General features: G+C 59.1%; 21 protein-coding genes. 6 read left to right on the plus strand and 15 right to left on the minus strand.

Annotated elements, in window-relative coordinates:
- Positions 1-15: 15 nt before the first annotated feature.
- From YQ44_RS03330 to YQ44_RS28615, 11 genes are all read right to left on the minus strand, one after another.
- A complete protein-coding gene (locus YQ44_RS03330) occupies positions 16-2,139 on the minus strand; it encodes a bi-domain-containing oxidoreductase (RefSeq protein ID WP_071322166.1) in 2,124 nt (707 codons plus the stop codon).
- Between the two features lie 25 nt (positions 2,140-2,164).
- Complete coding sequence (locus YQ44_RS03335) at positions 2,165-2,959, minus strand: AglZ/HisF2 family acetamidino modification protein (RefSeq protein ID WP_071322167.1); 795 nt, start codon at positions 2,957-2,959, stop codon at positions 2,165-2,167.
- Position 2,960: 1 nt separating this feature from the next.
- Positions 2,961-3,575, minus strand: a complete 615-nt coding sequence (gene hisH, locus YQ44_RS03340) for an imidazole glycerol phosphate synthase subunit HisH (RefSeq protein WP_071322168.1) — start codon at positions 3,573-3,575, stop codon at positions 2,961-2,963.
- Positions 3,572-4,720, minus strand: coding sequence for an N-acetyl sugar amidotransferase (locus tag YQ44_RS03345; protein WP_083411622.1), 1,149 nt, complete (start codon positions 4,718-4,720; stop codon positions 3,572-3,574). The genes hisH and YQ44_RS03345 overlap by 4 nt, the downstream gene beginning before the upstream one ends.
- A 43-nt stretch (positions 4,721-4,763) precedes the next feature.
- Complete coding sequence (locus tag YQ44_RS03350; protein WP_083411623.1) at positions 4,764-5,798, minus strand: acyltransferase family protein; 1,035 nt, start codon at positions 5,796-5,798, stop codon at positions 4,764-4,766.
- Positions 5,795-6,985 carry a hypothetical protein gene (locus YQ44_RS03355; RefSeq protein ID WP_156894674.1) on the minus strand — a complete coding sequence of 397 codons (1,191 nt, stop codon included), beginning with the start codon at positions 6,983-6,985 and terminating at the stop codon, positions 5,795-5,797. The genes YQ44_RS03350 and YQ44_RS03355 overlap by 4 nt, the downstream gene beginning before the upstream one ends.
- Positions 6,936-8,180 (minus strand): hypothetical protein, encoded by a 1,245-nt coding sequence (locus tag YQ44_RS03360; protein WP_071322172.1) that lies wholly within the window; start codon positions 8,178-8,180, stop codon positions 6,936-6,938. Before YQ44_RS03360 ends, YQ44_RS03355 begins: the two co-directional genes overlap by 50 nt.
- A 25-nt stretch (positions 8,181-8,205) precedes the next feature.
- Positions 8,206-9,597: a lipopolysaccharide biosynthesis protein gene (locus YQ44_RS03365; RefSeq protein ID WP_083411624.1), complete on the minus strand. Its 1,392-nt coding sequence runs from the start codon at positions 9,595-9,597 to the stop codon at positions 8,206-8,208.
- 114 nt (positions 9,598-9,711) lie between these two features.
- Complete coding sequence (locus tag YQ44_RS28610; RefSeq protein ID WP_156894675.1) at positions 9,712-10,023, minus strand: hypothetical protein; 312 nt, start codon at positions 10,021-10,023, stop codon at positions 9,712-9,714.
- Positions 10,010-10,342: a hypothetical protein gene (locus YQ44_RS03370; RefSeq protein ID WP_156894676.1), complete on the minus strand. Its 333-nt coding sequence runs from the start codon at positions 10,340-10,342 to the stop codon at positions 10,010-10,012. Before YQ44_RS03370 ends, YQ44_RS28610 begins: the two co-directional genes overlap by 14 nt.
- Positions 10,343-10,616: 274 nt before the next feature.
- Entirely contained in the window at positions 10,617-10,790 is a 174-nt protein-coding gene (locus tag YQ44_RS28615; RefSeq protein ID WP_156894677.1) for a polysaccharide biosynthesis protein, read from the minus strand.
- 1,327 nt (positions 10,791-12,117) lie between these two features.
- Between YQ44_RS28615 and wecB the strand changes: the two genes are divergently transcribed.
- The 3 genes from wecB to YQ44_RS03385 all read left to right on the plus strand — a co-directional run bounded on the left by wecB (position 12,118) and on the right by YQ44_RS03385 (position 15,815).
- Complete coding sequence (wecB, locus tag YQ44_RS03375; RefSeq protein WP_071322175.1) at positions 12,118-13,281, plus strand: non-hydrolyzing UDP-N-acetylglucosamine 2-epimerase; 1,164 nt, start codon at positions 12,118-12,120, stop codon at positions 13,279-13,281.
- Between the two features lie 88 nt (positions 13,282-13,369).
- Positions 13,370-14,572 carry a UDP-N-acetyl-D-mannosamine dehydrogenase gene (gene wecC / locus YQ44_RS03380; RefSeq protein ID WP_071326232.1) on the plus strand — a complete coding sequence of 401 codons (1,203 nt, stop codon included), beginning with the start codon at positions 13,370-13,372 and terminating at the stop codon, positions 14,570-14,572.
- Between the two features lie 58 nt (positions 14,573-14,630).
- Positions 14,631-15,815 carry a glycosyltransferase family 4 protein gene (locus YQ44_RS03385; protein ID WP_071322176.1) on the plus strand — a complete coding sequence of 395 codons (1,185 nt, stop codon included), beginning with the start codon at positions 14,631-14,633 and terminating at the stop codon, positions 15,813-15,815.
- Positions 15,816-15,877: 62 nt separating this feature from the next.
- Here the strand turns inward: YQ44_RS03385 and YQ44_RS03390 are convergent, their stop codons facing one another.
- Positions 15,878-16,774, minus strand: a complete 897-nt coding sequence (locus YQ44_RS03390) for a sulfurtransferase (protein ID WP_071322177.1) — start codon at positions 16,772-16,774, stop codon at positions 15,878-15,880.
- Between the two features lie 201 nt (positions 16,775-16,975).
- Here YQ44_RS03390 and dnaE point away from each other — a divergent pair, with 201 nt between their 5' ends.
- The gene (dnaE, locus tag YQ44_RS03395; RefSeq protein WP_071322178.1) at positions 16,976-20,524 is read left to right on the plus strand and encodes a DNA polymerase III subunit alpha; all 3,549 of its coding nucleotides are present in this window, start codon (positions 16,976-16,978) and stop codon (positions 20,522-20,524) included.
- Positions 20,525-20,590: 66 nt separating this feature from the next.
- On the opposite strand, the gene YQ44_RS03400 is transcribed toward dnaE, so the two are convergent.
- From YQ44_RS03400 to YQ44_RS03410, 3 genes are all read right to left on the minus strand, one after another.
- Positions 20,591-20,821 carry a DUF6139 family protein gene (locus YQ44_RS03400; RefSeq protein ID WP_071322179.1) on the minus strand — a complete coding sequence of 77 codons (231 nt, stop codon included), beginning with the start codon at positions 20,819-20,821 and terminating at the stop codon, positions 20,591-20,593.
- A gap of 182 nt (positions 20,822-21,003) precedes the next feature.
- Positions 21,004-21,999 carry a VirK/YbjX family protein gene (locus tag YQ44_RS03405; protein ID WP_198043864.1) on the minus strand — a complete coding sequence of 332 codons (996 nt, stop codon included), beginning with the start codon at positions 21,997-21,999 and terminating at the stop codon, positions 21,004-21,006.
- A gap of 224 nt (positions 22,000-22,223) precedes the next feature.
- Positions 22,224-23,045, minus strand: coding sequence for a MipA/OmpV family protein (locus YQ44_RS03410; protein ID WP_071322181.1), 822 nt, complete (start codon positions 23,043-23,045; stop codon positions 22,224-22,226).
- 157 nt (positions 23,046-23,202) lie between these two features.
- Between YQ44_RS03410 and YQ44_RS03415 the strand changes: the two genes are divergently transcribed.
- Positions 23,203-23,889 (plus strand): response regulator, encoded by a 687-nt coding sequence (locus tag YQ44_RS03415; protein WP_071322182.1) that lies wholly within the window; start codon positions 23,203-23,205, stop codon positions 23,887-23,889.
- Entirely contained in the window at positions 23,886-25,277 is a 1,392-nt protein-coding gene (locus YQ44_RS03420) for a sensor histidine kinase (protein WP_083411628.1), read from the plus strand. Before YQ44_RS03415 ends, YQ44_RS03420 begins: the two co-directional genes overlap by 4 nt.
- Positions 25,278-25,361 lie beyond the last annotated feature (84 nt).

The raw sequence follows: 25,361 nt of genomic DNA on the forward strand, positions 1-25,361 counted from the left end.
TTCCGCAGCGCTGGATCAGCATTGCGCAGCGGCGGCAAGCGCGATTGTCACCCGGCTCACTTCCATGACTTCGTCGTAGGGAATGGGGGATTTGCCGCTGTCTTGCATTGCCGAGACGAACGCCGCCGCGCACTGCTTTTGTCCCTTGTCCTGTCGCCAAAGGTTCATTTTGGAAAAACCAGGCCATCCGAATGCCGTCAGTTTGCGGAAGTTATCCAACTGCAATACTCGGCCGCTGGCGAAAATCTCGAGCCGTTCTTTCGGGAAGGCCTTGCTGCCATTGGCCAGGTAGTGAATGGTACCGATCGAACCGTCCGCGAAACCGAGCTGTATGGCGACCGTGTCAGCGGTGGCTGCCTGCATCTTGTGTACACGGTATTCGGTAATCGGTGACCCGGTCAGAAAACGTAGCAGATCGATGAAATGGCATCCTTCGCCAACGATACGGCCTCCGCCCACCTCGTTGTCCTGGGTCCAATGCTGTGCCGGAATGGCGCCTGCATTGACGGTCATGACGAACGTCTTCGGCTCGTGCATGCTGTTCAGCAAGGATTTGATCTTTTGAACATGTGGCGCGAAACGGCGGTTGAAACCGACCATGATCATGGCAGGATGGCCGGCCAGGGCCGTGGCGCGATAGGCCACATCGATCTGCTCCAGTTCTTCCGCGTGCAAGGCCAGGGGTTTTTCCACAAATACATGCTTGCCGGCAGCGAGTGCCTGGCAAACGAGCTTGGCATGGCTATCATGGCGGGTACTGATGACGACGCCGTGCACCTGCGGATCGACGAAGACAGAATCGGTATCGGTCGTGGTGGCATGGAAGCCGAATTTTCGCCCCGCGTGGACACCCGAGACGCCATTGTTCGACACGACCGTCTTCAGCGTTGCCGCAGCGCTCTTGAAGGCGGGAATCAGGACCGCGGTAGCATAGTTGCCCGATCCGATGAAGGCCAGGCCTGCCCCGCGAGCCCCTCCGTCTGCCAGTTCGACCGTACGCTGGCGCAGTACCGTGTCGGGAACGGCCTCGTCGGATGGATATTCGAGCAAGATGCCGAGCGCCGGAGCCGTGCCTGACAACAGGGCATATGCACTTTCCGCCTGGTCGATCGTGAAGCGATGCGAGATCAGCGCGTCAACGTTGAGCCTGCCATCGGCCAGCATGTCGAGCACGGCCTCGAAATTGCGTTGTTCTGTCCAGCGTACCAGGCCTACCGGATAGTCCTGGCCCTTTTCCTCGTAGTTCGGGTCATAGCGCCCCGGCCCATAGGAGCAGGAGACCTGGAAACTGAGTTCCTTTTCGTAGAAATCGGCGCGCGACAGTTCCAGTCCCGCGACACCGACCAGCACGATGCGTCCGCGCTTGCGCGACATCAGTGCCGCTTGATGTACCGGTTCGTTGCTGGTCGTCGAGGCAGTAATGAGTACGGCGTCGACGCCGCGTCCGCGCGAAAACGTATTGGCCGCGGCCAGGGGGTCCTCGCCGGCGCTCAGATCGACGACCTCGGCACCATATTGTTTGGCTAACTGCAGCTTGGCGGGATCGTAATCTATGCCCAGTACGCGGCAGCCATGTGCGCGCAGCAACTGCACTGTCATCAGACCGATCAAACCCAGGCCTGTCACTACGACCGCCTCACCGAGAGTTGGTTGTGTGAGGCGGATACCTTGCAGGCCGATCGACGCGAGCACGGTGAATGCGGCCTGTTCGTCGGAAACGCCTGGCGGAATCGTCGCGCACAGATTCATCGGTACGCTGACGACAGCTGCGTGCTTGCCGTTCGAGACGACCCGGTCGCCCAGCGAGATGCTTGTGACGCCCTGTCCGGTTTGCATCACGGTGCCGACATTGCAATAACCCAGCGGCAACGGCTGATCGAGCTTGTTGAATACGGCTTCGAGGGTCGGTGCCAGGCCGTCCGTTTTGATCTTGTCAAGTACCATGCGCACCTTGTCGGGCTGCTGGCGGGCCTTCTCGATCCAGCCCGCCTTGCCGAATTCGACCAGCATGCGTTCTGTGCCGACCGATACCAGCGTGCGCGATGAGCGTATCAAGACTGCGCCTTTGCCCACAGCAGGGCAGGGTACCTCGGCCACGGTAGTTGCGCCTGTTTTCAGGCTTTGCAAAATTTGTTTCACTTGTTACTCCATACCTCTGAGAGGGTTAAATAGCGCTATCGTTCCGTTGGCCCGCTTTCAGGACCAGCGCGTCCTTGTCTTGACGGTTGGGATAGTTGATCAGGACGGCGCGATACGTACCCTTGAAAACAAACAGGCTGCCGGCGGCGGCGCCGATAATATCGAAGCGGCGAATCAGCTCGCTCACGTCCTGCAGGCTGCCCGCGCCGCCCAGGGCGGTCATGGGCAGCGTGATCGCGGCCCGCACGGTGTCGATCAGGTCGACATCGTAGCCCTTCATCTGGCCATCGCGCTCGATCGAGTTGATGACGATTTCGCCGGCGCCAAGTGCCTGCATTTTCTTTGCCAGTTCGGCCGGGCCGAGGCCGCTGCCTCGGCTGCCATTGTGGGTGAATACCTCGTATTTGCGGAATAGGCCGCTCTTCTTGACGTCCAGCACGACTACAACGCTCTGGCTGCCAACCTTCTCGGCGGCACGGGAAACGAGCTCCGGGTCGGTCAACGCTGCCGAGCTCAATGCGACCTTCTCGACGCCAAGACCGATGATCGTCTGTATCTGCTCGACCGTCTTGACGCCGCCGCCATAGCACAGGGGCATGCGGCATTCCGCCGCCAGCGACTTGATCAGTGCATAGTCGGGTTCGCGCTTGTGCACGGTGGCATCGATATCGATGACGATCAGCTCGTCAACTTCCTTCTCGTTGAAAATGCGCACGGCGTTAAGCGGGTCGCCGACATACTTTGGGCTGCCGAAGTTGACGGTCTTGACCAACCCGCCATTCTGGATCAGCAGGCAGGGAATAATTCGTGGTCGTAACATCTTACAGCTCCGCAAAATTCTGTAACAACTGGATGCCCCATTGGTGACTCTTTTCGGGGTGGAATTGCACGCCAAAGACGTTGCCGGAGTTGACGCTGCACGTGAAGGGGCCGTTATAGTCGGCCACCGCCAGCACGTCTTCTTGCTTGTGTGGGGAGAAATAATACGAATGCAAGAAATAGAAGCGTGCGTCCGTTTCGAGGTTCTTGAACAGGCTGTGGGGGCGCTGCGGCACGACGTCATTCCAGCCCATGTGCGGCAAATGGGTCTGGTGCACCATGTGCGTGTCGTCGAAGCGCTTGACATCGGCATCAATCCAGCCGAGGCCGGGCAAGCTGCCCTCGTCGCTGCGCGTGGCCAGCATCTGCATGCCGACGCAGATGCCGATGACATGGCTGTATTCGCCCTGCACCAGTTGGTCCAGGCACTCGCGCATGCCCGATTCCTGCAGGCGCGTCATCGCCCAATCGAAGGCGCCCACGCCGGGCAGGACGATTTTTTTCGCACCGCGCAGCTCGGCTGCGTTGGTGGCAATGGTAACCGGAATGCCGAGACGTTTGTAGATGTTGGCGACGGCCAGTACGTTACCCAGGCCATAGTCGACGATGGTGATCATCGCTTGCCGCCCAGCTCCAGGCCAAGGAATTTCATGACCTTGGCGCCAAACAGGTAAAAACTTTCCTGTGACTTATAGTCTTTATAGCTTTTATTGGGGGCATCCATGTAGCTTTGCAGTTCGGCAACGGTAATCCCCAGCTTGGTGGCCACGTATTCGAATTCCTGGCGCGCCACGTCCTCGCTCAAGGCGGGCTGTTTCAGGTTTTCCAGCGCCTGGGCGCGGGTCATCTGATTGGTCACGATCAGGCTTGCATACTGAACGCGGCGGGTATCGTAGCCGAATTTCTTTGGCAGCCAATAGCCCTCATAGAAGCGCGTGAAGCGCGATTCGAAATGCTTTTGGGGGTACGGTTGCCAGTCGAATTTCTGCTTGAGCAATTCGACAGCCTCTTCCTTGATATACGGACCGAAGTTGAGCGGACGAACGATTTTGATCCCTTTGATGTAAGGCAGGTAAATCTTGTGGCGCAAAATGGAAGTTGTGGGGAAATTTTTCAGCGCTTTCTTGCCGAAGCGGCGGTGAATATCGTGCAGCTGGATGGAATCGGATTGGTAATACATCCATTCGATGGGATTGCGGATGCACTCGGTCGACAGGTTGGCCCCGGTCAGAATGTACTTGATGCCATGTTTTTCGGCGAACTTGTACATGGTCGCGAAGAAGGCGTAGTCCTGCGGGGTATCAATGTGCGAAACGCCCGATTTGAAGAAGGCGAGCTGCAGATCGCGCATTTCTTGCCAGTCGATTACTTCGGTGTACAGGTCGAGTTTCAGGCAGTCGACAATGCGTTCGATATTATTGACAGCTTCTTGCGAGTTCCAACCTGCATCGACGTGAAATACCAGTGGACGCAGGCCCAGCTTCTCTTTCGCGATATATGTCAGGTAGGAACTGTCGATACCACCGCTCATGCCAATGATGCAATCGAAATCCTTGCCTTTGCCGGCAACCTTGATGGCGGCGGCGAGCTTGTCCAGTTCTTGCTGACCACGGGCATCGGTGTGCCAGTTCGGGGCGATTTTTTCCTTGAAAGTGGTACAGTGGTCACAGACACCGTTCGCGTCAAAGGTAATCTTTGAGTCGGACGTGTCCATCACGCAATTGGTGCAAATTTGATAATTTAACGTGGCAGCGGACGACATAATCGTTCTTATTCCTAGAAGTTGATGTTGCAATTATATTGGCTTAGTACTTGTGTTTCAAAGCGGGGCGCTCGACGACATACCAGGAAAACATCGCGGCCACGATACTGAAGACGACCGTGGCGAAGACGTTGACACCAGCGGAAAACGCCCCGGTAAACAACAGCACATTAATGATCGGCATGTGGTAGAGATAGAGCCCGTAGGAAAAGTCCGTGTTGCGGATGACGGCAGTTATTTTAGCAGGCAGTGCCAGTTGTGCCGTGCCAAACTTGAGTAGCAGCGCGATGAGCAGCAGGACGGCAACCGGATTGATGCTGTTTTCGGCATTCCGTTCATAAGTGCCGATGAAGTTCATCGCCAGCAAGTAGGCGGGAAGCAGATACTTGTACTCAAGGCGTTTGATCCTGGCAATCCACTCCTCGTTGAGTGCGATAAAGCAGCCAAGCAGGAAGATATATAGCCAAGGGGCGAATGACACGTACAGCAATTTCATGTACATGACGTTCCAGTCCAGATGTTGCCGGAAGTAAACGTTGAGCGCCAGCGATAGCAGGAATACCAGTATCAGGAAGGCCTTGGCGCGCTGGGCGAGATAGTAGATCACGGGCATCAGCAGGTAAAACTGCAATTCAATGGAAACGGTCCACAGAGCGCCATTCAGGACTCCGACTCCGAAGCCGCGCATGAATTCAGGATTGTAAAACTGCAGTATCGTCATCTGGCCGACCAGCCACATGAAGAACGATGACAGGTTCAGCCCCGGGGTAGGCAGGTAGCCAAGAATAAACACGGTAGCGGTCGAAAGCAGGATGCACACCCATAGTGCGGGGTAGATGCGCAGCACGCGGTTCTTGAAGAACGCCAGCAGTCCTTTTCCTGTCGTGCGCTGATAGGAGGAACAAATCAGATAGCCGCTGAGGAAGAAGAATGTCGGGACGCCGGGGAATACCTTCAGAACCTCGACGGCATACCCGCTGATACCGAAATGATTCAACGCGTGCACGATCATGACCTGCATTGCGGCAAGCAAGCGGATCAGATTGAAATTATTGTGATGACGTGGCGGCGTATTCATGGACTGACGACCCTGTTCTTGAGCGGATATGGCAGAAATTTTCCGCTAAGCGCGAAAAAGAAGGCGAAAAAATAGAAATCAAAAATCGTCGGGAACAGTACGGGTTCCGTCGCGCAGCGAAACAGCACGATACACAGCATGCTTCCAGCAAACGCCTTCACCGAGGGCGGGAGGCGCTTGCGCACAAGGGCCAGCGGAAAGGCCGCCAGCGCAAGCAGGTAAAGCGCACCGAAAATATGATGGGCGCGCACAAAGGAATTATGCGGATTGCCATTGAAGTCGGACTCGATACTGGTGCCATCGTAGTCGGCGCCCGTCAATGCGCTTGCCCAGTCGATCTTGTTCATGTAATCGGTCAGGATGCGCTGGCGCGGTTCGTCGATCAGCCCCGAACCAATTTTTGTATTGGCTTCGACGAAGTCGACGATATGATCGGCAAAGTAAATCGAGACCAGGAATACGGCACCCAGGCCCAGCGCGATGCTACGCAGACCGCGCAGGTCGCGTCGCCAGGAGACATACGACAATAAATTGATTGCCACGATGGCCGCCGAAGCGAGGATGGAGCCGCGACCGTAACCGATGATACAAATAAATAAGGTGAGCGAGGCGGTTATCAGGCTAGCCTGGCGGTGGCGCAGGAATTTTAGTGCGGAATAGGTCGCCTGCATCACGATGAGGTAGGAAGTAATGCCGTTGCTGCTGGAGTCGGGAATCAGATTTTCCAGTGGGAAATCACCGAGTCCTGTGACCGAGAGCGTGGCAAGCAGCACGGTTAACGCTATCACTAGCGAGTACTTGCATGCTGCCAGCAGCGCTTCCATATTCCTGCTCAGCACGAAGGCGGCAGCCATGGACAGCAGGGAGACGCCGTAGTGCATCGGGGCCGTCCAACTGCGCATCGTGCTTAACGGTAACATCAGCGTGAGAGTGCAGAGGAGCAGAAGCATCACCCAACGCTCGAGGTTGTTGGCCGTTCGAAACATATTGGCGTTGCGCAGCACGACGCACAGTGCAACGCCGATGTAGAGCCCAACCAGCCACTCGATGCGCAAGGCAAAGGCGGCGACCAGCAGTGTCAGGAAGGTGGTGTACGCGAAGTTTTTCGCGTGCGCGGTGGTGAAGATCATCGCTGCCTTATTTCGCCAGAAAATCCAGTAATTGCAGGTATCGCTCGTCGAAGGCATCAAAGGACTCTGCCGGTCGCTTGCTATCGATATTGCGCGCGAGCCAGGCGGTCAGGCTGGCTTCCGACTCCGAGATGAGTTCGACCAGACCGGTCTGTTTATAGTACGAGTAATAGTCACCATTGAATTCATCCCTCCGCAAATTCGGGTCGAGCAGTGCCGATTTGATGCCCACTTGCGCTGCCTCGATGCAGACAGAACTGTTCCATGACACGTGCAAGTCGATATCGCGCAAAACGACGGGCAGTGGCGCCTGCGTTGCCAGCTCCCATTCCGCGTAGCCGCGCAGCGACTGGTTGAAATATTTGATGAAGTTGGGGCCTTCGTGCGTGGCGAAGCCCTGAATCTGATTCGGGTGCAGGCGCAGCAACCAGCGATAGGTCGACGCGGTCTTGCGGATGACCTGTTCCAGTTCCTCGCCGATGAAGCCGTTCGGTATATTGGTGCAACCCCATGAAAGGCTCACCATCACAGTCTTGCGTTCATCCCGCACGGTGCGCAGCTGGTAGTCGGCCGAGAGTTCCTGCACCAGGGCGTCGTCGACGGCCGGACGTGTAAAGCGCGCCAGCCAGCGATTGCCGATGACATTGGTGGTGACACCCTTCGGCGTGGCCCATTCGCGGATGACGTCGGCGCTTCCTTCGTCCCAGCACAGGAAGGCATTCGGCAGGTATTCGATCGGATCGGTGGCACGGAACGAGGCGCCATACCATGGATGGGTTTTCGCAATGACGCCGTGCTGGACGTCGGCCACCCACACGCCGCGCTTGTGGCAGGCCACGCACAGTTCCCGCGACGGCTGGATGCCAAAGACTTTTTTTGCCTTGGTCTGGTCGAGAATATCGCCCCAGATCCGTTCTTCCATCGCCGAATACGGGTAGGCTGCGCGCGTCAGCCGCGACATCAGGCGTTTGAGCACCAGGGCGCGGGCAAAGGCACCGTCCGGCGAATATACGCGTGCATAGCTCAACTCGCCTTTCACGGAGGAAATGATGCGTGCCACGCTGATGCAGGCGATCCCGCGCCGGTCCAGGTCGTCCTCCATGGTATCGATCAATGGCGAATAGTATTTGCCCTTGTACAGGAGGCTGCGGTCGTTATCGTGCGCGATGGTCAGTACCGGCACTTCGTCATAGCGAATTTTTTCTATCTTGAAACAATCAAGAATTATTTTTTTGATAATTGCGTAGTCCATGCTTAATCAATCTAAAGTAACTGGTTCAAGGAGCGTGGCCGAGCTGGCTGGCAATTAGCGTACAGCAGCCGAGCATCAATGTCGCCAACGCCGGTCCTTGCCATAACAGGCGAACCTGCCATAACTGGCGGGCATGGAGAAATACGCCGATCGAGCGCAGCAGCATCATCGCGAAAAATCCGGCGTAGACGCCAAGCACGCCGAGCGTTGCCATCAGTCCAGCCCAGGCGATCAGGCCAGCGACGCTGGTTGCCAATGTTATATTCATCAGTTGATGGCCCTTGCCGTGCACCAGATAATAGTTCTGGATGTGCCACCACGGGATCGACACGGCGTAGGCGGCGAAGAGGAAAAACATTTCCAGTTCAAGATGCTGGTAGGGGCGCAGGGAGGGCCCGACGGCCTGCATCAGCAGCGGCAGAATGACCAGCACGGCACCGCCGAACAGGCCGAGCGCCAGACCTTGCAAACGGTAAAAATGCTGGTTCCTGGCTTCGACTTCGCTAATCGTCAATTCATGCACCAACTGGAAGAAGCGCGGACTCCAGACTTGATTGAGCGAGGTTGCCACCAATTGCATGATCGACGAGATGGAGTAGGCGAAGGTGAACCGGGCCACGTCATTGGGGTTGAAAAAGTATTGTACGAGGTAGGTATTGCCATAGCCGCTCAGCCATCCGAGCAGGACAATCAGGATGAAGGGGGCGATGCGCGCCAGGATCAGTCTGACGTCGCCGCTCCGGCGTGCAAAACCATAGGATGGTACTTTTTTCCACGCCAGCGCAAGCAGCGACAATAGCAGTCCCAGCGCGGTACCTGCAAAAAAAGCGGGTACTGTGCGCATTGCCGCGAAAGCGAGAAAACCGGCCAGCAGGCCGGCCAGTGCCGGTAGCGAATTCAGGCACAGGGATGCCAGATGTTTTTCTTCTAGGCGCGTGAGCAAGGCTTGCAGGGTAAAAAATGCGGTGATGATGCCCGTTGCGGCGACCAGCAGCAGTTCCGTCCATGACGCTGGCGTGCTGGATACGATGAGGCGGTAGCCGAGCACGGTCAATGCGGTCGAGAGTACCGCCAGTAGCACGAATACCGTGTTGGCGGCGCTGAACAGGCTGGTTCGTGCTTCCCCGCTGGGGCGGTCCTTCAGCATACCGACGACGGACTCGATGATCCCTGCGATGGCGAATGCCGTAATACCCGTTTGCAGCGCATAAAACAGGCCAAATTGTGCGTAGGCGTCTACCGGCAGCGAGTGGGCCAGCCACAGGAATAGAAGCAATCCCAGCCCTTTTTGCACGCCAGCACTGCCGGCGTAGGCGATGGCAAAGACAGCGCGCGAATTGAGGGCGGGCAGGCGAAGGAGTGCAGTGCGTGCACGCTCCTTCAATGGGGCTTGCGAACCAGTGCGTGGGTCACTCATGTCGGGACTGTGCACCGATGGCAGGCAGTTCTGTCGCGGCAATGGGCGCGGACAATTGCAGATTTGTGTTCAAGGCGGGGGCAAGACGCAGCTGGGCGTCGGTGTCGAAAGTGATCATGAATTTGCAACCGAGATGCGCGGGTTCGACAAAGCCACTGGCAATGACAGGGGCATCGCTACACTTGATCCCATGGCGCACGACAGCAGCGCCGATCTGCTGCGCCAGCGTGACCCGGAAACGGTATCGGTGGCGACTTGCTGGAATTTGGCCGCGTCGGTACCGGCCCGGACGGCAGGGTAGGCAAGGTTCATTGCCCATTTCAAGTTGCGCCCATGGCTTGCGGCGATACTGGCGATGAAATACGTCGGATCGCCCATGCCGATGGTCTTGTTATTGGTTTTCAATTCCGAATTAAGGCGCAGCATTTTCGTATTCCTTACAAACGCTATAAATCTTTGTTGGTAAAACAGGCATCGGCATGCCCATGGTTGCTTCGAACTTTGCTACGTCAATCCCGCATGTCTTCTGGGCAGCAGCCAGCGGGCGCCTATTGACGCTGCGGCGGCACATGTTGGCTCCAGGCAGGTTCAATTGCGGTGCCAACGTGACGGTGGCATCGGCTTTTGACAAGCGATTTCTGCTGTCAATGTTGAATACGCCGTGTAATGGGCGCGCGAGCACCTGTTCGATGAGCGCAAGCAACGTCCCGAGGGGCAGGGAGCCCGACAGGAGGTCATCGAACACGGCGATGGATTCGCCTTGGCGCAGGGGAAGCACGAGCCAGTTGCTAAAGCAGCGGCGGTCCGGGCCCTGGCTGGCATCGAGGATTTTCGTGCGAAAATCGCATGCGGCACGTTTGCAGCGGCCAGTTCGCCTGCGTATTTTGAACTGCCGTAGTGCAGCGACAGCACCCTTCGATCTTCCCGGTACGGACCGGAAGCATTGTACACTTTATCGCTGCAAATATGGATGGGACGGACGTGCCGATTCGTGTCGCGCATCCCTGCGGCGGCAGGCATCAGTTGCATTGCACCAAATTTTGCGTCGCGGCGCGCAGGAGGGCGGCCTGGCACCCTGCGCCAGCAAGATTCAGCGGATGGCTTGCCGTGTCTGTTGATGCGGCGACGCTGCGCACCTTTCTGTCGGTGCGGGTATCGATCATCTTCATCACGCCATTGACATTCGTTTTCATGCAAGCGATTTATATGCATTTTTTGAAACAATTGCGATGGCGCATTGCATGCGCCGCATAATCGACGCCATACAAAATCCGGTACAGGTCTTCATGGGCGCGCACAGCGTTGATGGAGAAGTGCATGCCTGGATTGTCTTGAAAATGTTTTCCCATTTGTCATTGTTTCATTTCAGCACAGAATTAAATAATGATTTTCTTTGGATTATATTTGGCGAATGTCATTACATAAATTCATTGTCAAAGAGGCTAGTCTTGCTCGTCACTGAAGTGGTGAATTTATAAACATATTTGCTATGCCATTAAGTTATTCAAGTCCAGCAATATTGCAGGCAATGTTTCCGGTGCGAAGATTGCAGGGGGAATATTGGCTTGCGGTCATCGCGTTCGCATCGGAAAGTCATTTCACATGCTTAAAAAAAGGTGCTCAGATTGCCAGGTTGCGCGGCCGCCTTGTCGCTGTCCTTTGCAGGCAGCAGTCACGGGAAATGGCATGTCGTGAATGGGGCTGATATCAAGATGGCTTGGCTGAAACAGCAGTACGGCTGGCAACTGCGATGCGCACCGTGGCAAGAACATCGCACACTTGATATGGTCCGCACATAGACCCAGGTGGCGTGCACAATCTTATTGCATTAACTGTAATAATTTCACGTTGGCAATTTTCCTTTGCTGGTGGTGTCGGGATATAGCGCGGGTAGTGCCAACTTCAGGTCGAATATGCTGGAGAAATGTGTACCGCAATACTATTGCACACAGGAATGGCGCCTATCTTTTCCTGATATGTTACGCGAAATTATAGCAAGAATGAAGCACTTTCCCGGTTTCCATTTGGCGTAAAGTCAACCTTTTCTTGATATTATTTTCGCCATGCAATTTATTGCCTTTAATGCATTGCATCGGAAGGGTGAAGTCCGATTACCTTCTGCCGCGGCGGTATGTGCCGGCAAGTTGGCTGTTCGCGGCAGGAAATCGGCTACCAAGTTTCAAATCTCAATTGATTATTCGCGAAGTAAACGGGTATCATCCCAGACTCATGATTGTGAGAGTGCCAATTGGTCCGTCTCGCATGTATGTGATTCGGGCGAAAACGCTTGCCCGCCGCAGACCGGCAACATGGCCGGGAGAGTATGTATATGGCATGCGGTGTCCCGTCCTTGCAGGGCGTGGACAGGAGAGGTCGCCCAGGTGCGGCGGCGTCGGTAGTTCATTTTCCTGTATCGTATCGTTCCATCCTCCGGTATACGGGATACCGGCGGTTGTTGACGCTGCATTTTTTAGACGGTTTGACAAGGCTGAGGCTGACATGCTCCAGTCGGGAGATGCAATGAAGAAACAATTGAAAGTACTGACTGTATTCGGCACCCGTCCCGAAGCGATAAAAATGTCGCCTTTGGTGCGCCAGCTGGCCCTGCACGCGGATATCGACAGCAAAGTGTGCGTCACGGCGCAGCATCGGCAAATGCTCGATCAGGTACTTGATCTGTTCGATATCACGCCCGATTTTGACCTTGATATCATGCGCCCGGACCAGAATCTGTATACGGTCACGACCGATATTTTGCAGAATATCGCCGAGGTATTTGCCGAATTCCGTCCTGACTATGTGCTGGTGCACGGCGATACATCAACGACATTCTGCGCCTCGCTGGCGGCGTTTTACCAGCGCATCCCAGTCGGTCACGTCGAGGCTGGGTTGCGTACGGGTAACCTGTATTCGCCCTGGCCCGAGGAGGCCAACCGACGCCTGACCAGCGTGCTCGCCGAGTTGCATTTTGCCCCGACCAAGGAAGCGAGCGCCAACCTGCTGAAGGAAAACGTCGATGCCGCCCGCATTGTCGTTACCGGCAACACGGTCATCGACGCCCTTGTCATGGTGCGCGACAAGTTGCGTGCTTCGCCGCAGCTGTACCAAGAGCAGGCTGAACGATTCCCTTTCCTGCGCGAGGGCGCGCGCGTCGTACTCGTGACCGGCCATCGCCGGGAGAATTTCGGCGGCGGTTTCGAACGTATCTGCGTTGCGTTGCAACGCCTGGCACAGCAATTCCCGGAAGTCGATTTCGTCTACCCCGTGCATTTGAATCCGCATGTCCAGGAACCCGTCAAGCGATTATTGAGCGGCGTCTCGAATGTGCATTTGATTGCTCCACAGGAGTACCTGCCCTTCGTCTTCCTGATGATACGTTCCTACCTGATATTGACCGATTCCGGCGGTATTCAGGAAGAGGCGCCGTCGCTGGGCAAGCCTGTGCTGGTCATGCGCGACACCACCGAGCGGCCCGAAGCGCTGGCGGCGGGCACGGTGCGCCTGGTCGGCACCGATGTGGAGCGCATCATCGCCAACGTCACCGAGCTGCTCAGCGATGAAGATGCATACCGGGCGATGAGTTTTGCCCATAATCCATACGGCGATGGCATGGCGAGCGTGCACATCATTGACGCGCTTCTGGCCCACCACACGCAGCAGGCGGCCAAGCCGGCGGTACTTTAAATTCAACAGGAACTATCAAGTGAATCAAAAAAAAATCAATACTATTTCAGTGGTCGGCTTGGGTTACATCGGTCTGCCGACGGCAGCCATGTTTGCGTCGCGAGGTGTCAAGGTAATCGGCGTCGACATCAGCCAGCACGCAGTGGATACCATCAATGCCGGCAAGATTCATATTGTTGAGCCTGAACTGGATATGCTGGTGCACGCCGCCGTCACCGAGGGGTACTTGCGTGCAACTACCCGCCCGGAAGCCGCCGATGCCTTCCTCATCGCGGTACCTACGCCGTTCAAGGGTGTGCATGAGCCAGACCTGAGTTATGTGCGGGCCGCAGCCGAATCGATCGCGCCGGTGCTGAAAAAGGGCAACATCATTATTCTCGAGTCGACCTCTCCGGTTGGTACGACCGAACAAATGCTGCAATGGATGCAGCTTGCGCGTCCCGACCTGCGCTTCCCGCTCAGTGCGGCGGACCATGACGTCGATGTGCACGTGGCATATTGCCCAGAGCGCGTACTTCCCGGTAATGTGGTGCATGAGCTGGTGGACAATGACCGTATCATCGGCGGCATGACAGAGCGTTGCGCCGCAATGGCTGCCGATGTGTATCGCGTCTTCGTGCGGGGCGAGTTGCTGCATACCAATGTCCGCACTGCCGAAATGAGCAAGTTGGCTGAAAATGCCTTCCGCGACGTGAATATTGCTTTCGCCAATGAGCTTTCTCTGATCAGCGATAAGCTCGACATTAATGTCTGGGAACTGATATCCCTGGCCAATCGCCATCCGCGCGTCAATATTCTGCAACCGGGCTGCGGTGTGGGAGGGCATTGTATTGCCGTCGATCCATGGTTCATCGTCGACAAGACACCGGAGCAGGCACGTTTGATCCGTAGCGCCCGCGAGGTCAACGATCATAAGCCGGAATGGGTGCTGGCGCAGGTACAGCAGGCGGTTGACGCGCTGGTGGCGACGGGACGGCCTGAATCGACACTGACGGTCGCCATGCTTGGCTTGGCATTCAAGCCAAACATCGATGACTTGCGTGAAAGTCCAGCGTTGAGCATCGCGGAAAAATTCGGTGCGTCAACCGGCGCCCGCTTGTTGTTGGTGGAGCCGAATATCGAGGCCCTGGGTGGTCCGCTTGCACAGCACGCGCTCGTCTCCGTCGAAGACGCGCTTGCCCAGGCCGATATCCTGGTGTTGTTGGTGCGCCACAGCGACTTCAAGGGAATTAACGACAAGCTGGCGCCTGGCGCGACGCTGCTGGACATCGTCGGCAACTCCTACGCCTAAGCATAGTGCGGATGGAGTCGCTACCAGGCTCCATTGGCGTAGAACAGAGGGAAGAGGAATGAGAGTTTTGCTGTTGAGTTTTTATTACACGCCCGATCTGTGTCCAGGTTCGTTTCGTGCCGCGTCCCTGGCGGATGCCCTGCTGGCAACCTTGCCGGCAGGTTCGCATGTCGATGTGATTACGACCATGCCCAATCGCTACAGCAAATTTTCGGCCGTGGCGCCGGAAGTTGAAGAGCACGCCGGCTTGACGATTCGGCGCATTGGCCTGCCTGCACACCAAAGCGGCATGCTGGACCAGTCGAAAGCTTTCCTTGCCTTTGCCCGCAGCGCAATCAAGCTGGCCAAATCAGCCGAGTATGATCTGGTCTGCGCGACTTCGTCGCGCCTGATGACGGCCGTGCTGGGAGCCTGGATCGCGAGGAATCGTTGCGCTGCGCTGTACCTTGATATTCGCGACATCTTCGTCGACACCATCAAGGATGTGTTGCCCAAGCGTCTGGCAGGGATCGCCAAGCCGGTATTTTCCCTGTTGGAGAAGTGGACGATCCGTCGTGCGGACAAGGTCAATCTGATTTCCGCAGGGTTCGCCGACTATTTCTCAAGCCGTTATCCCGATCAGAAATTCTCGTATTTTACCAACGGGATTGACGATGAATTCCTGTATATCGGAATGGGCGACAGAGCCGTTTCCACTCCGGTGGCGCCACTTATTTCGATTGTTTACGCTGGCAATGTCGGCGAAGGGCAGGGCTTGCATCTGATCTTGCCCGCGCTGGCCAGGCGCTTGCGCGGACGCGCGCGGTTTACCGTGATCGGCGATGGCGGGCGGCGGGCGGCGCTGGAGAGTGCATTGAGCGAGGCTGGCAGCGACAACGTTTCCTTCCTGCCGCCGATGAAGCGGCAGGAATTGATCGCGGCATACCAGGCCGCGGATGTCCTGTTTGTGCATTTGAACGATTACGATGCGTTCAAGAAGGTATTGCCATCGAAATTGTTCGAGTACGGGGCCAGCGGGAAGCCGGTATTGGCGGGGGTGGATGGCTATGCAGCGAAATTTGTTGCTGAGGAAATACCGAATGCAGCGGTTTTTTATCCCTGCGATGCAGATGCCGCGGTCGCGGCCTTTGATCGTCTCGTGATCCAGGATACGCGCCGTGAACAATTCGTGGCCAAGTTTTCTCGCATGAACATTGCCAGGGAGATGGCCGGCGATATCATCGCCTCCTGCCGGCAGCCCTGAGTCCAGGCAGTGGTTGCCGCGCGCGAGGTGCTTCCTGCCCCGCGCGTGGCAGCCCTGAAGATTTAATGGTTGTTGTTGTCAAAGCAATGCGGGCATGACACTTCATACACATATTCCGGCGCCAGCTGCTGGCGCGGCGTGACGACGGCGCGGCAGACAAAACACTGCACTGTTTCCGTCGGTTCCAGTTTCGGGTTCAGGGCCGTGCGGTAGTCGAAGACGAAGCAGTCGCCCGTGTAGTGCTCGCCGCCCACTTCCTCGAAATATTTCAAGATGCCACCGTCGAGCTGGTACACGCTGTCGTAGCCGATTTCCTTCATGTGGATGGCGGCTTTTTCGCAGCGGATGCCGCCCGTGCAGAAGGTGACGACGGTCTTGCCTTCCAGCTCATCCTTGTGCGCGGCGGCCACGGCCGGGAATTCCGTAAACTTGTCGATGCGATAATCAAGCGTATTGTTGAAGGTGCCCACGTCCACTTCAAACGCGTTGCGCGTTTCCATCATGACCACGGGTTTGCCCGCATCGTCGACGCCGGCGTCGAGCCAGCGCTTGAGCGTGTGCGCGTCGACGGACGGCGCACGGCCCAGTTCCGGCTTGATCAGCGGCATGCGCATGGTGATGATTTCTTTTTTCAGCTTGACCAGCATGCGTTTGTGCGATTGCTCGTTCGACAGGCTTTCCTTCCATTCCAGGTCCGCCAGGCGGGCGTCGCTGCGCACCCAGGCCAGGAAGGCGTCGATATGCTCGCGCGTGCCCGACAGGAACATGTTGATGCCTTCCGGCGTCAGCAGGATCGTGCCCTTCAGTTCCAGCGCCAGGCATTGCGCCTGATACAGCGGGCGCATGGCTTCCGTATCGTCCAGCGTAATGAATTTATACGCGGCAATATTGACAAAAGTGATGGCGGGCGTAGCGGCCAGCGGACTGGCGGCGGTGGAAACAGCGGTAGAGGCTTGCATGATGGCGATCGGGTTAGACTGAACAGCCGATATTATAAGCCCGGCGGGCCGGGCGGGATACCCGGCATGTGGCGTTGTGCCATGGCAGCCGGCCGTGCATGGCCGGAATTTCTTGTCCGCGGCCCGGGCCAGCATCGCCGGTCGGAGGCCGCGACGCGGTAGAATAGACCCCATTGAATTTTGCACGAAACGGTACACAGGATGGAAATGGTAATGCAAGAGGCCGGCGCTCCGGCCGTGACACCGCAAGCTGCGCAAGGGCCCGCATTTGTCCACTTGCGCGTGCACTCGGAGTATTCGATCGTCGACGGCCTGGTGCGCATCGACGATGTGGTGAAGGCGGCCGCGAAGGACAAGCAGGTGGCGCTGGCCGTCACCGACCTGTCCAACCTGTTTGGCATGGTCAAGTTCTACAAGGAGGCGCGCGGCAAGGGCATCAAGCCCATCGTTGGTGTCGACGTGTGGATCACGAATGACGACAACCGCGAAAAACCGTCGCGCCTGTTGTTGCTGGCGAAGAACCGCATGGGCTATCTGCAGCTGTGCGAACTGCTGTCGACGGCCTGGCTGACGAACCAGTACAAGGGTCGCGCCGAGCTGCGCATCGAATGGCTGCAGGCGCTGGCGACGAATACCTATGAGCTGTACCCGGGCGAAAGCGCGGCGAATGGCTTGATCGCGCTGTCGGGCGCGCATTTCGGCGACGTCGGCATCGCCATCGAGAATGGCAACCTGGCCCTGGCCGAGCGCAATGCGCAGCGCTGGGCCGAGATTTTCCCTGGCCACTTCTATGTCGAGATCCAGCGCGGCGGCCAGGCCAACCAGGAGGCGCAGGTGCGCCATGCGGTGGCGCTGGCGGCCAAGCTGGGCTTGCCCGTGGTCGCCACGCATCCCGTGCAATTTATTTCCCCAGAGGAATTTATTGCCCACGAAGCCAGGACCTGTATCGCCGAAGGCGAGATGCTGGCCAACGCCAAGCGCGTCAAGCGTTTTAACGACAGCCAGCGCTTCCTGTCGCAGGCGGACATGGCGGAACTGTTCGCCGACCTGCCTGCCGCGCTGGCCAATTCCGTGGAAATCGCCAAGCGCTGCAACCTGACCTTGACCCTGGGCAAGCCGCAACTGCCGAATTTCCCTACGCCGGACGGCATGACGATCGACCAGTTCCTCGTCGCCGAATCGCAGGCGGGCCTGGAAAAGCGCCTGATCCAGCTGTATCCGGACCCGGAAAAGCGCGAAAAGGAGCGCCCGCGCTACGAATCGCGGCTGAAATTCGAGACGGACACGATTTGCAACATGAAGTTCCCTGGCTACTTCCTGATCGTGGCCGAGTTTATCCAGTGGGCCAAGGAAAACGGCGTGCCCGTCGGCCCGGGCCGCGGTTCGGGTGCCGGTTCGCTGGTGGCGTATTCGCTGCTGATTACCGATCTCGACCCATTGCAATACAACCTGCTGTTCGAGCGCTTCCTGAATCCCGAACGCGTCTCGATGCCCGACTTCGATATTGACTTTTGCCAGGAAGGGCGCGACCGCGTCATTCAGCACGTCAAGGATTTGTACGGCAAGGAAGCCGTCTCGCAGATCGCCACCTTCGGTACCATGGCGGCCAAGGGCGCGATCCGCGACGTGGGTCGCGTGATGGACTTCGGCTACAACTTCTGCGACGGCATTTCCAAGCTGATTCCGTTCAAGCCGGGCAAGCCCGTGTCGATCGCCGACGCCATCGAGGAAGAGCCGCTGCTCAAGGAGCGCCTGGAAAACGAGGAAGAGGTCAAGCAGTTGCTGGACCTGGCGCAGCAGGTCGAAGGCATCACGCGCAATATCGGCATGCACGCGGGGGGCGTCTTGATCGCCCCGGGCAAGCTGACGGATTTCTGCCCGCTGTACACGCAGGGCGGCGACTCGGGCGTCGTGTCGCAGTACGACAAGGATGACGTGGAAGCCGTCGGCCTCGTGAAGTTCGACTTCCTGGGTCTGACGACCCTCACCATTCTCGACCGCGCCGTACGCTACATCAAGCAGCTCGATCCGGCGCAGGCGAACTTCGACCTGGCGACCTTGCCGCTGAACGACAAGCCGTCCTACGACTTGCTGACCAAGGCCAAGACCGTGGCCGTGTTCCAGCTGGAGTCGCGCGGCATGCAGGGCATGCTGAAAGACGCGCGTCCCGACCGCTTCGAAGACATTATCGCGCTGGTGGCGCTGTACCGTCCTGGCCCGATGGACCTGATTCCCGACTTCTGCAAGCGCAAGCACGGCGAACGCTTCGATTATCCCGACCCGCGTACGGAATCGATTCTGTCCGAAACCTACGGCATCATGGTGTATCAGGAGCAGGTGATGCAGATGGCGCAGATCGTCGGCGGCTACTCGCTGGGCGGCGCCGACATGCTGCGCCGCGCCATGGGCAAGAAGAAGGCCGAAGAGATGGCCGAGCACCGCGAAATCTTCCGCGCGGGGGCGGCCAAGGACGGTTTGACGGCGGAAAAGGCCGACGAGATTTTCGACTTGATGGAAAAGTTCGCCGGCTACGGTTTCAACAAATCGCACGCCGCCGCCTACGCCCTGCTGTCCTACCACACGGCGTACCTGAAAGCGCACCACACGGCCGCCTTCATGGCAGCCAACTTGTCGCTGGCCATGGATGACACGGACAAGATCAAGATCCTGGTGGAAGATGCGCTGGAAATCTGCAAGCTGACCTTGTTGCCGCCAGACATCAACGAATCCGATTACCGCTTCACGCCGAGCGGCGCGGCGCCGTCCGTCAGCGGCAAGAAGGTCACGCAGATCCGCTACGGCCTGGGTGCCGTCAAGGGCTCGGGCCAGAACGCCATCGAAGCCATCATCGCCGCACGCGAAGCGGGCGGGCCGTTCACCAGCCTGTTCGACTTCTGCAAGCGCGTGGACAAGAAGCAGATCAACCGCCGCACCATCGAATCCCTGATCCGCAGCGGCGCCTTCGACTGCCTGAAGGTCGACCGCGCCATCCTGCTGGCGTCCGTGGCCTTCGCCATGGAATGCGCCGACCAGGCGGCCAAGGCAGCCAACCAGGTGAGCCTGTTTGGCGGCGACGACAGCGACATGGTGGCGCCGCCCGAGTACGTCAAGGTGCCCGTGTGGACGGACAAGCAGCGCCTGACGGAAGAAAAGATCGCCCTCGGTTTCTACCTGTCCGGCCATCTGTTCGATTCATATGCGCCCGAGGCGCGCCGTTTTGCCCGCACGAAATTGTCGGAGCTGTCGCCGTCGCGCGAGCCGCGCATGATGGCCGGCGTCATCACGGGCTTGCGCACGCAGATGACGCAGCGCGGCAAGATCCTCATCGTCACGCTCGACGACAAGAGCGGCACGGTGGAAGTGACCGTGTATGGCGAATTGTTCGATGCCAACCGGAAAATCTTCAAGGAAGATGAATTCCTCGCCGTCGTCGGCAAGGTGTCGGAAGACCGTTTCTCGGGCGGCTTGCGCATTACGGCCGAGAGCGCCTTCGACATCATCGCCGCGCGCGTGCAGTATGGCCGTCAGCTGGGTCTGGTATTGCCGGCCACGCTGGATGCCAAGCGCATCCGCGACGTGATCATGCCGCACCGCGCCGAGACGGGCCTGCCGATCGCCGCACGGGTCAGCCCGCAAGGCGTCAGCTGCGTGCTGCAGTTTGGCGAGGAGTGGAAGGTGGCGCCCTCGGACGAGTTGCAGACGGCGCTCGAGCAGATGCTCGGCGCGCAAGAGGTAGCGGTCGAATACTGACCGGTAGCAGCGCAAGGCAACGACCAAAGCCAAACCGGATGCGAATCGGGTTTGGCTTTTTTACATTTACATGTCTTTCAGGCCAGTGATCGCATAGCCCTTGGCGGCGATTTGCTGGTGCGGCTGTTCGATATGGTAGTTGGGCAAGGCCTGGGCATCGTCGTCCACTTCGCTGGCGCGCACTTCCAGTTGCCAGTCGGTATTGGTCACTTCTTCCGGAATGATCTTTCCTTCTGGCACCGCGAGGTAGGAAAAAATGCCGTCGTGTTCGGCCCGGCGGTAGATGTCTACGCGCATGACTTGCCTCCTTGTAAGCGTTGGGGGGACCGGCGCACCGGATGTGCATACCGATAGTGCTAGCGTAACAGGATTGTGGCGCAGACGGGTTGTCGGCGTGTGCCGCAGGGGATGGCGTCGGGTAGCACCGGCGATGCAGTGACGCGGGGGCGGGGCGTCTTGCGATGGGGCGGAGCGTGGAATCAGGTGATGCTGGAAACGTAGTCGTCGTCGAAATCGGCAAGCTGCCGCGTGTCGTTGGCTGTTGCCGGCAGGCGGGCCATGGCGGCCTGAGCCGGGCAGCGATGGGTGTCGAGGCCGCTGCGCAGGCTGGCGATCATGGCCAGTGTCAGGGCGTGGCGCTTGCGTGCTTCCGAGCGCTTCTTCGAAGGAAGGTCTTCCATGACGGGCATGGGCAGGTTTTCGCATGGCAACTCGAAATCGCCGTCGCTGCGGGCTTGCGCACCCAGTTCTTGCCAAAGGGCGTTGTAGTCGGCGAACAAACGTCCTTTCTTGGCGGAATGGTGCACGGCGCGGTTGTTGTTGCCTACGAGAATCATGTTGCGGCAGCCATGTTCGTGTCCCAGCTGGCGCACCAGGCGCACCATCAGGGCCTTGGGGCGCATGCCGTGCAGGTCGCGCGTGGCTTCGCGTACGCGGTGCAAGCCTTCCGCGCCGCGCGGACCCTGGAGGCAGCCGATACCCACTGCCATGCTGCCACGCGCGCGCGCGCCGAAGAAGGTAAACGCGACCGAGTAGATTACGTCATCGCCATGCGCCAGTTGCAAGACCATTTCGCCTTCGCGGTCCATCGGTTGCAGCGCACACAGTTGCAGATGATAGGGGGCGCCGGATTTTCCCTGCACCGTTCCCAGCCGTACCGGCGCGCGCGCCGCCAGCGCCATCAGCTTGCCCCAGCCTTGCTGCAGGATGAAGTGATAGTGTTCGACCAGCAAGGCGACGCGCTGGCGGCAGGACAGGTTCTTGCTCAGGTAGTGGCGGTAGACCTTGTGCATCAGGCGCGGATAGGCTTGCAGCAACTCGCCGAAGACAGGGTGGGAGTTGAGCAGTTGCAGCCAGAGGCGTGTCTGGCGCTGCTGCAAGCGCGCGCGCAGTTGCAGCTTGAGCATCTCGCGTACGCGGGAGATACCGGGGGGCATGTTGGAGAGACCAGCATGCAGGGTAATGGCTTGTGTCATCAGGCACTTTCCATGGTGAATGATGTGGACGGTGCTGGCGCTAAAGGCGCTATGCGAACGATTTAGATGTTGCGCGCGCGGATGATGCAACTGGTGCGCGTGGGCATGGAAGAGATGGCTACAGGAAAGAATCCGTGCCACCGTCCCCATGCCCGGGTCCGTGTGGATGGGCGAAACGGTGCGCCAGCCTTTCTTCTGGCAGCCGTTTTCGGGTAGCGCCAAGTCTAGTAGCGGTACGTGACATACACGGCGCCGATCGGCGCCGTCTTGCGTTTCACGATGGGGCTCTTGGCCGCGTCGCCCAGGCGGTGTTCGACACCGACCAAGGTATTGATGCCCCAGCGCGCATCGAAGCGGTGTTCCCAGTTCACGGTGGCCTGCGCTTCATAGAAGCCGCCTTTTGGGGTGTATTGCTTGAACGAGGTATTGGCCGCCTGGGCCGCCGTCACGCCATACATGGTCTGCACGTACTTGCGCTCGCCCCAGCCCAGCTGTCCGCCGACGCTCACGCTGTCTTGCTGCACGCCCTTGGCGTCGGCGCGGCCGTAAATCTGGCCCGTGGCGCCGAAATGCACATTCGCGCCGTTCTCGCGGTTCGACAGGGGAACATCGCTCGTAACGCTCAGCGACAGGCCCGGCAGGGGGGAGTAGCCGGCGCTCAGCAAGGCGCTGGCGTTGCCTTTGACTTCGCCCATGCCTTTCAGGTAATCGCTGCCGCCCCAGCCGTTGACGCCCTTGCGCTTGTGGTCTTCGCGGTTGCCGCGGTAGCCGAGCGCGGCGCTGTAGCTGAAGGGGCCGGCCTGGCCGCCATAGCCGATGCCGCGCGAGGTGCTGATGAAAAGGCCATTGGCCATGGCGTAGTCGAGAATGATCAGCGGCGAGGCCGACAGCTTGTCGGAGCCGGAGTAGCTGGAAACGGCGGCAACCCCGCCACCGATGGTGAAGACATTTTGGGAAGCCGGTTCGGCGGCCGAGGCGGCCAGTGGGTTCAAGCTCAGGCCGCAGGCCAGGGCCAGCGAAGTCAACAGGGTAGTAGGAGCGTGCATGGAGTTTTCCGTCAGGTGGAGAACCGAGTCCGGAGTGGCTCGATTGACAGCGAGTAGTATCGGTCTGTGCCATGAAGGAAAAATGAGCCCCATATGAAGATTGGATGAAGATTTGTTCTTTAACCATTCTTCAGCTTGCGGTGGTCTAATAGCGCTTATGAAAATACTGCTGATAGAAGACGACATGGACCTGGGCAACGGCGTGCGCATCGCCCTGCGCGACCAGGGCATGCAGGTGGTCTGGGTGCGCAGCCTGGAAGACGCGGCGCGCAGCATCGAACACGACAGCTGCGAGCTGGTGCTGCTGGACCTGGGCCTGCCGGACGGCGATGGCCTCGATTTGCTGGCCCGCTTGCGCGCGGCGCGCCTGCCGGTGCTGATCCTCAGTGCCCGCGATACGCTGGAACAGCGCCTGCGGGGCCTGGACGGCGGCGCCGACGATTACCTGGTCAAGCCGTTCGTGCTGGCCGAGCTGCTGTCGCGCGTGCGCGCGCTGGCGCGCCGCAGCTATGGCTTCGACGGCGACACCATCGAATTGCGCGGCCTGCTGCTGCAAGTGCCCACGCGCCGCGTCAGCGTGCATGGCCGGCCCGTGGAGCTGACGGCCAGCGAGTATGCCTTGCTGAAAACCTTGCTGATGCGCGCCAACCGCGTCATCACGCGCCGCGTGCTGGAAGAGCATATCCTGCCGGGCGGCCTGGCCAATGCCAGCAATACCCTGGATGTGCATATGGGCAACTTGCGCCGCAAGATAGGCGAAGGTTATATCCGTACCGTGCGCGGCGTCGGCTATGTCATCGACCAGCAGGGCGAGTCGCCCGCGCAGCCGGGCACCGGTGCATGATGGGCCGTTTCTGGGCCATGCTGCGCCGGCCCACGCTGGTGCGCCGCCTGATGGTCGCGCAAATGCTGATGCTGAGCGTGCTGTGGAGCCTGGCCGTGGCCTATGTGCTGTTCGAGGGCGCCGGCGAGGCCAGCAATGTGAGCCGCGGGGTCTTGCACGCCATTATCAGCGTGGCCGACAACCTGGCCGAGCAGCCCGCGCGCCAGCAGCAAAGCTTGCGCGCGATCGACGAGGCGCTGCGCGAGGAGTTTGAGATGGGGCAAGTGCCGGAAGTGGCGCCGCGCATCCTGGTCTGGCGCAATGGCGAACTGGTCTATAAATCGCCCGATGCGCCCAGCGGCATCCGCAGCGCCGGTCCCGAGCAGATGGAGGTGGTGTACATCAAGGGCCAGGCCTGGCGCAGCCGCAGCCTGGTCGAGGGGACGACGCGCGTGACCGTGCTGGAAGTGGGCGGAGCCTGGCAGTTTTTTATCACGATCAATTCGCACGGCTATTATCTGTTGCCGCTGTTAATCAGCCTGCCTTTCCTGCTGCTGCCGGCCTGGCTGTCGATCCGGCTGGCCATGCGGCCATGGCGCAAGGTGGCGCAGGAGGTGGCGGCGCGCGGGCCGCAGGATTTGCGTCCGCTGACCTTCAAGCCGCCGCATGGCGAACTGGCCGCGCTGGTCGACAATATCAATGCGCTGTTGCAGCGCGTGGGCACCAGCGCCGCGCGTGAACGCAGCTTCATCGCCGATGCCACGCATGAGCTGCGCACGCCGCTGGCTGCCATGCGCGTGAATGTCGAGGCCTTGCAGGGACAGGCCAGCGACCCGCGCCAGCAGGAGTTGCTCGATGGTATCTTGAACAGCGGTAACCGGGCTGCGCGCCTGGTGGGACAGTTGCTGCAACTGACGCGCAGCGAGGTGCAGGCGGAAGCGGGAGAGCAGCGTCGGCCCCAGGCGCTCGACGTCCTGCTGCAGGACCGCCTGGCGGCCCTGTCCGGCCTGGCGCAGGCGGGCGGAATCGAACTGGAGCTGCAGGCCAGCGTGTCGCTGCGCGTGCCCGGCCAGCGCGAGAGCCTCGTCTCGCTGATCGACAACCTGGTGGAAAACGCCATCAAGTACAGTCCGCGCGGTACCAGCGTGACCGTGTCGCTGCATGCCGAGCGGGGCCAGGCCGTGCTGCACGTGGCCGACCAGGGGCCCGGCATCGCGCCGGCCCTGTACGAGCGCGTCTTCGACCGTTTCTTCCGCGCGCCGCAGCAGGCGCAGCCAGGCAGCGGCCTGGGCTTGTCCATCGTCGCCTCGGTGGTGCAGCAGCATGGCGGCACGATCCAGCTGCACCGCGCCAGCGGCGGCCAGGGCTTGCTGGTGGAAGTGCGCTTGCCGCTGGCGTCCGACGCTTAGTGCCGGGACTCGCGCCAGCCATGACAGGAAGGGGCGTTTGCGCCTCTTTGCGTGTGTGGCGCGGGGATGCTCAGGATCCGGCCA

Source organism: Janthinobacterium sp. 1_2014MBL_MicDiv (genome assembly GCF_001865675.1).
GTDB lineage: Bacteria > Pseudomonadota > Gammaproteobacteria > Burkholderiales > Burkholderiaceae_D > Janthinobacterium.

Coding starts and splice junctions, on each gene's coding strand:
- YQ44_RS28610 (WP_156894675.1), bottom strand. CDS start 10,023: ATGCTGCGCCTTAATTCGGAATTGAAAACCAATAACAAGACCATCGGC.
- wecC (WP_071326232.1), top strand. CDS start 13,370: ATGTTTGCGTCGCGAGGTGTCAAGGTAATCGGCGTCGACATCAGCCAG.
- YQ44_RS03345 (WP_083411622.1), bottom strand. CDS start 4,720: ATGTCGTCCGCTGCCACGTTAAATTATCAAATTTGCACCAATTGCGTG.
- YQ44_RS03385 (WP_071322176.1), top strand. CDS start 14,631: ATGAGAGTTTTGCTGTTGAGTTTTTATTACACGCCCGATCTGTGTCCA.
- dnaE (WP_071322178.1), top strand. CDS start 16,976: ATGGAAATGGTAATGCAAGAGGCCGGCGCTCCGGCCGTGACACCGCAA.
- YQ44_RS03355 (WP_156894674.1), bottom strand. CDS start 6,985: ATGCCTTCGACGAGCGATACCTGCAATTACTGGATTTTCTGGCGAAAT.
- hisH (WP_071322168.1), bottom strand. CDS start 3,575: ATGATCACCATCGTCGACTATGGCCTGGGTAACGTACTGGCCGTCGCC.
- YQ44_RS03365 (WP_083411624.1), bottom strand. CDS start 9,597: ATGAGTGACCCACGCACTGGTTCGCAAGCCCCATTGAAGGAGCGTGCA.
- wecB (WP_071322175.1), top strand. CDS start 12,118: ATGAAGAAACAATTGAAAGTACTGACTGTATTCGGCACCCGTCCCGAA.
- YQ44_RS03400 (WP_071322179.1), bottom strand. CDS start 20,821: ATGCGCGTAGACATCTACCGCCGGGCCGAACACGACGGCATTTTTTCC.
- YQ44_RS03405 (WP_198043864.1), bottom strand. CDS start 21,999: ATGACACAAGCCATTACCCTGCATGCTGGTCTCTCCAACATGCCCCCC.
- YQ44_RS03335 (WP_071322167.1), bottom strand. CDS start 2,959: ATGTTACGACCACGAATTATTCCCTGCCTGCTGATCCAGAATGGCGGG.
- YQ44_RS03350 (WP_083411623.1), bottom strand. CDS start 5,798: ATGAATACGCCGCCACGTCATCACAATAATTTCAATCTGATCCGCTTG.
- YQ44_RS28615 (WP_156894677.1), bottom strand. CDS start 10,790: ATGAAAACGAATGTCAATGGCGTGATGAAGATGATCGATACCCGCACC.
- YQ44_RS03390 (WP_071322177.1), bottom strand. CDS start 16,774: ATGCAAGCCTCTACCGCTGTTTCCACCGCCGCCAGTCCGCTGGCCGCT.
- YQ44_RS03415 (WP_071322182.1), top strand. CDS start 23,203: ATGAAAATACTGCTGATAGAAGACGACATGGACCTGGGCAACGGCGTG.
- YQ44_RS03420 (WP_083411628.1), top strand. CDS start 23,886: ATGATGGGCCGTTTCTGGGCCATGCTGCGCCGGCCCACGCTGGTGCGC.
- YQ44_RS03360 (WP_071322172.1), bottom strand. CDS start 8,180: ATGGACTACGCAATTATCAAAAAAATAATTCTTGATTGTTTCAAGATA.
- YQ44_RS03410 (WP_071322181.1), bottom strand. CDS start 23,045: ATGCACGCTCCTACTACCCTGTTGACTTCGCTGGCCCTGGCCTGCGGC.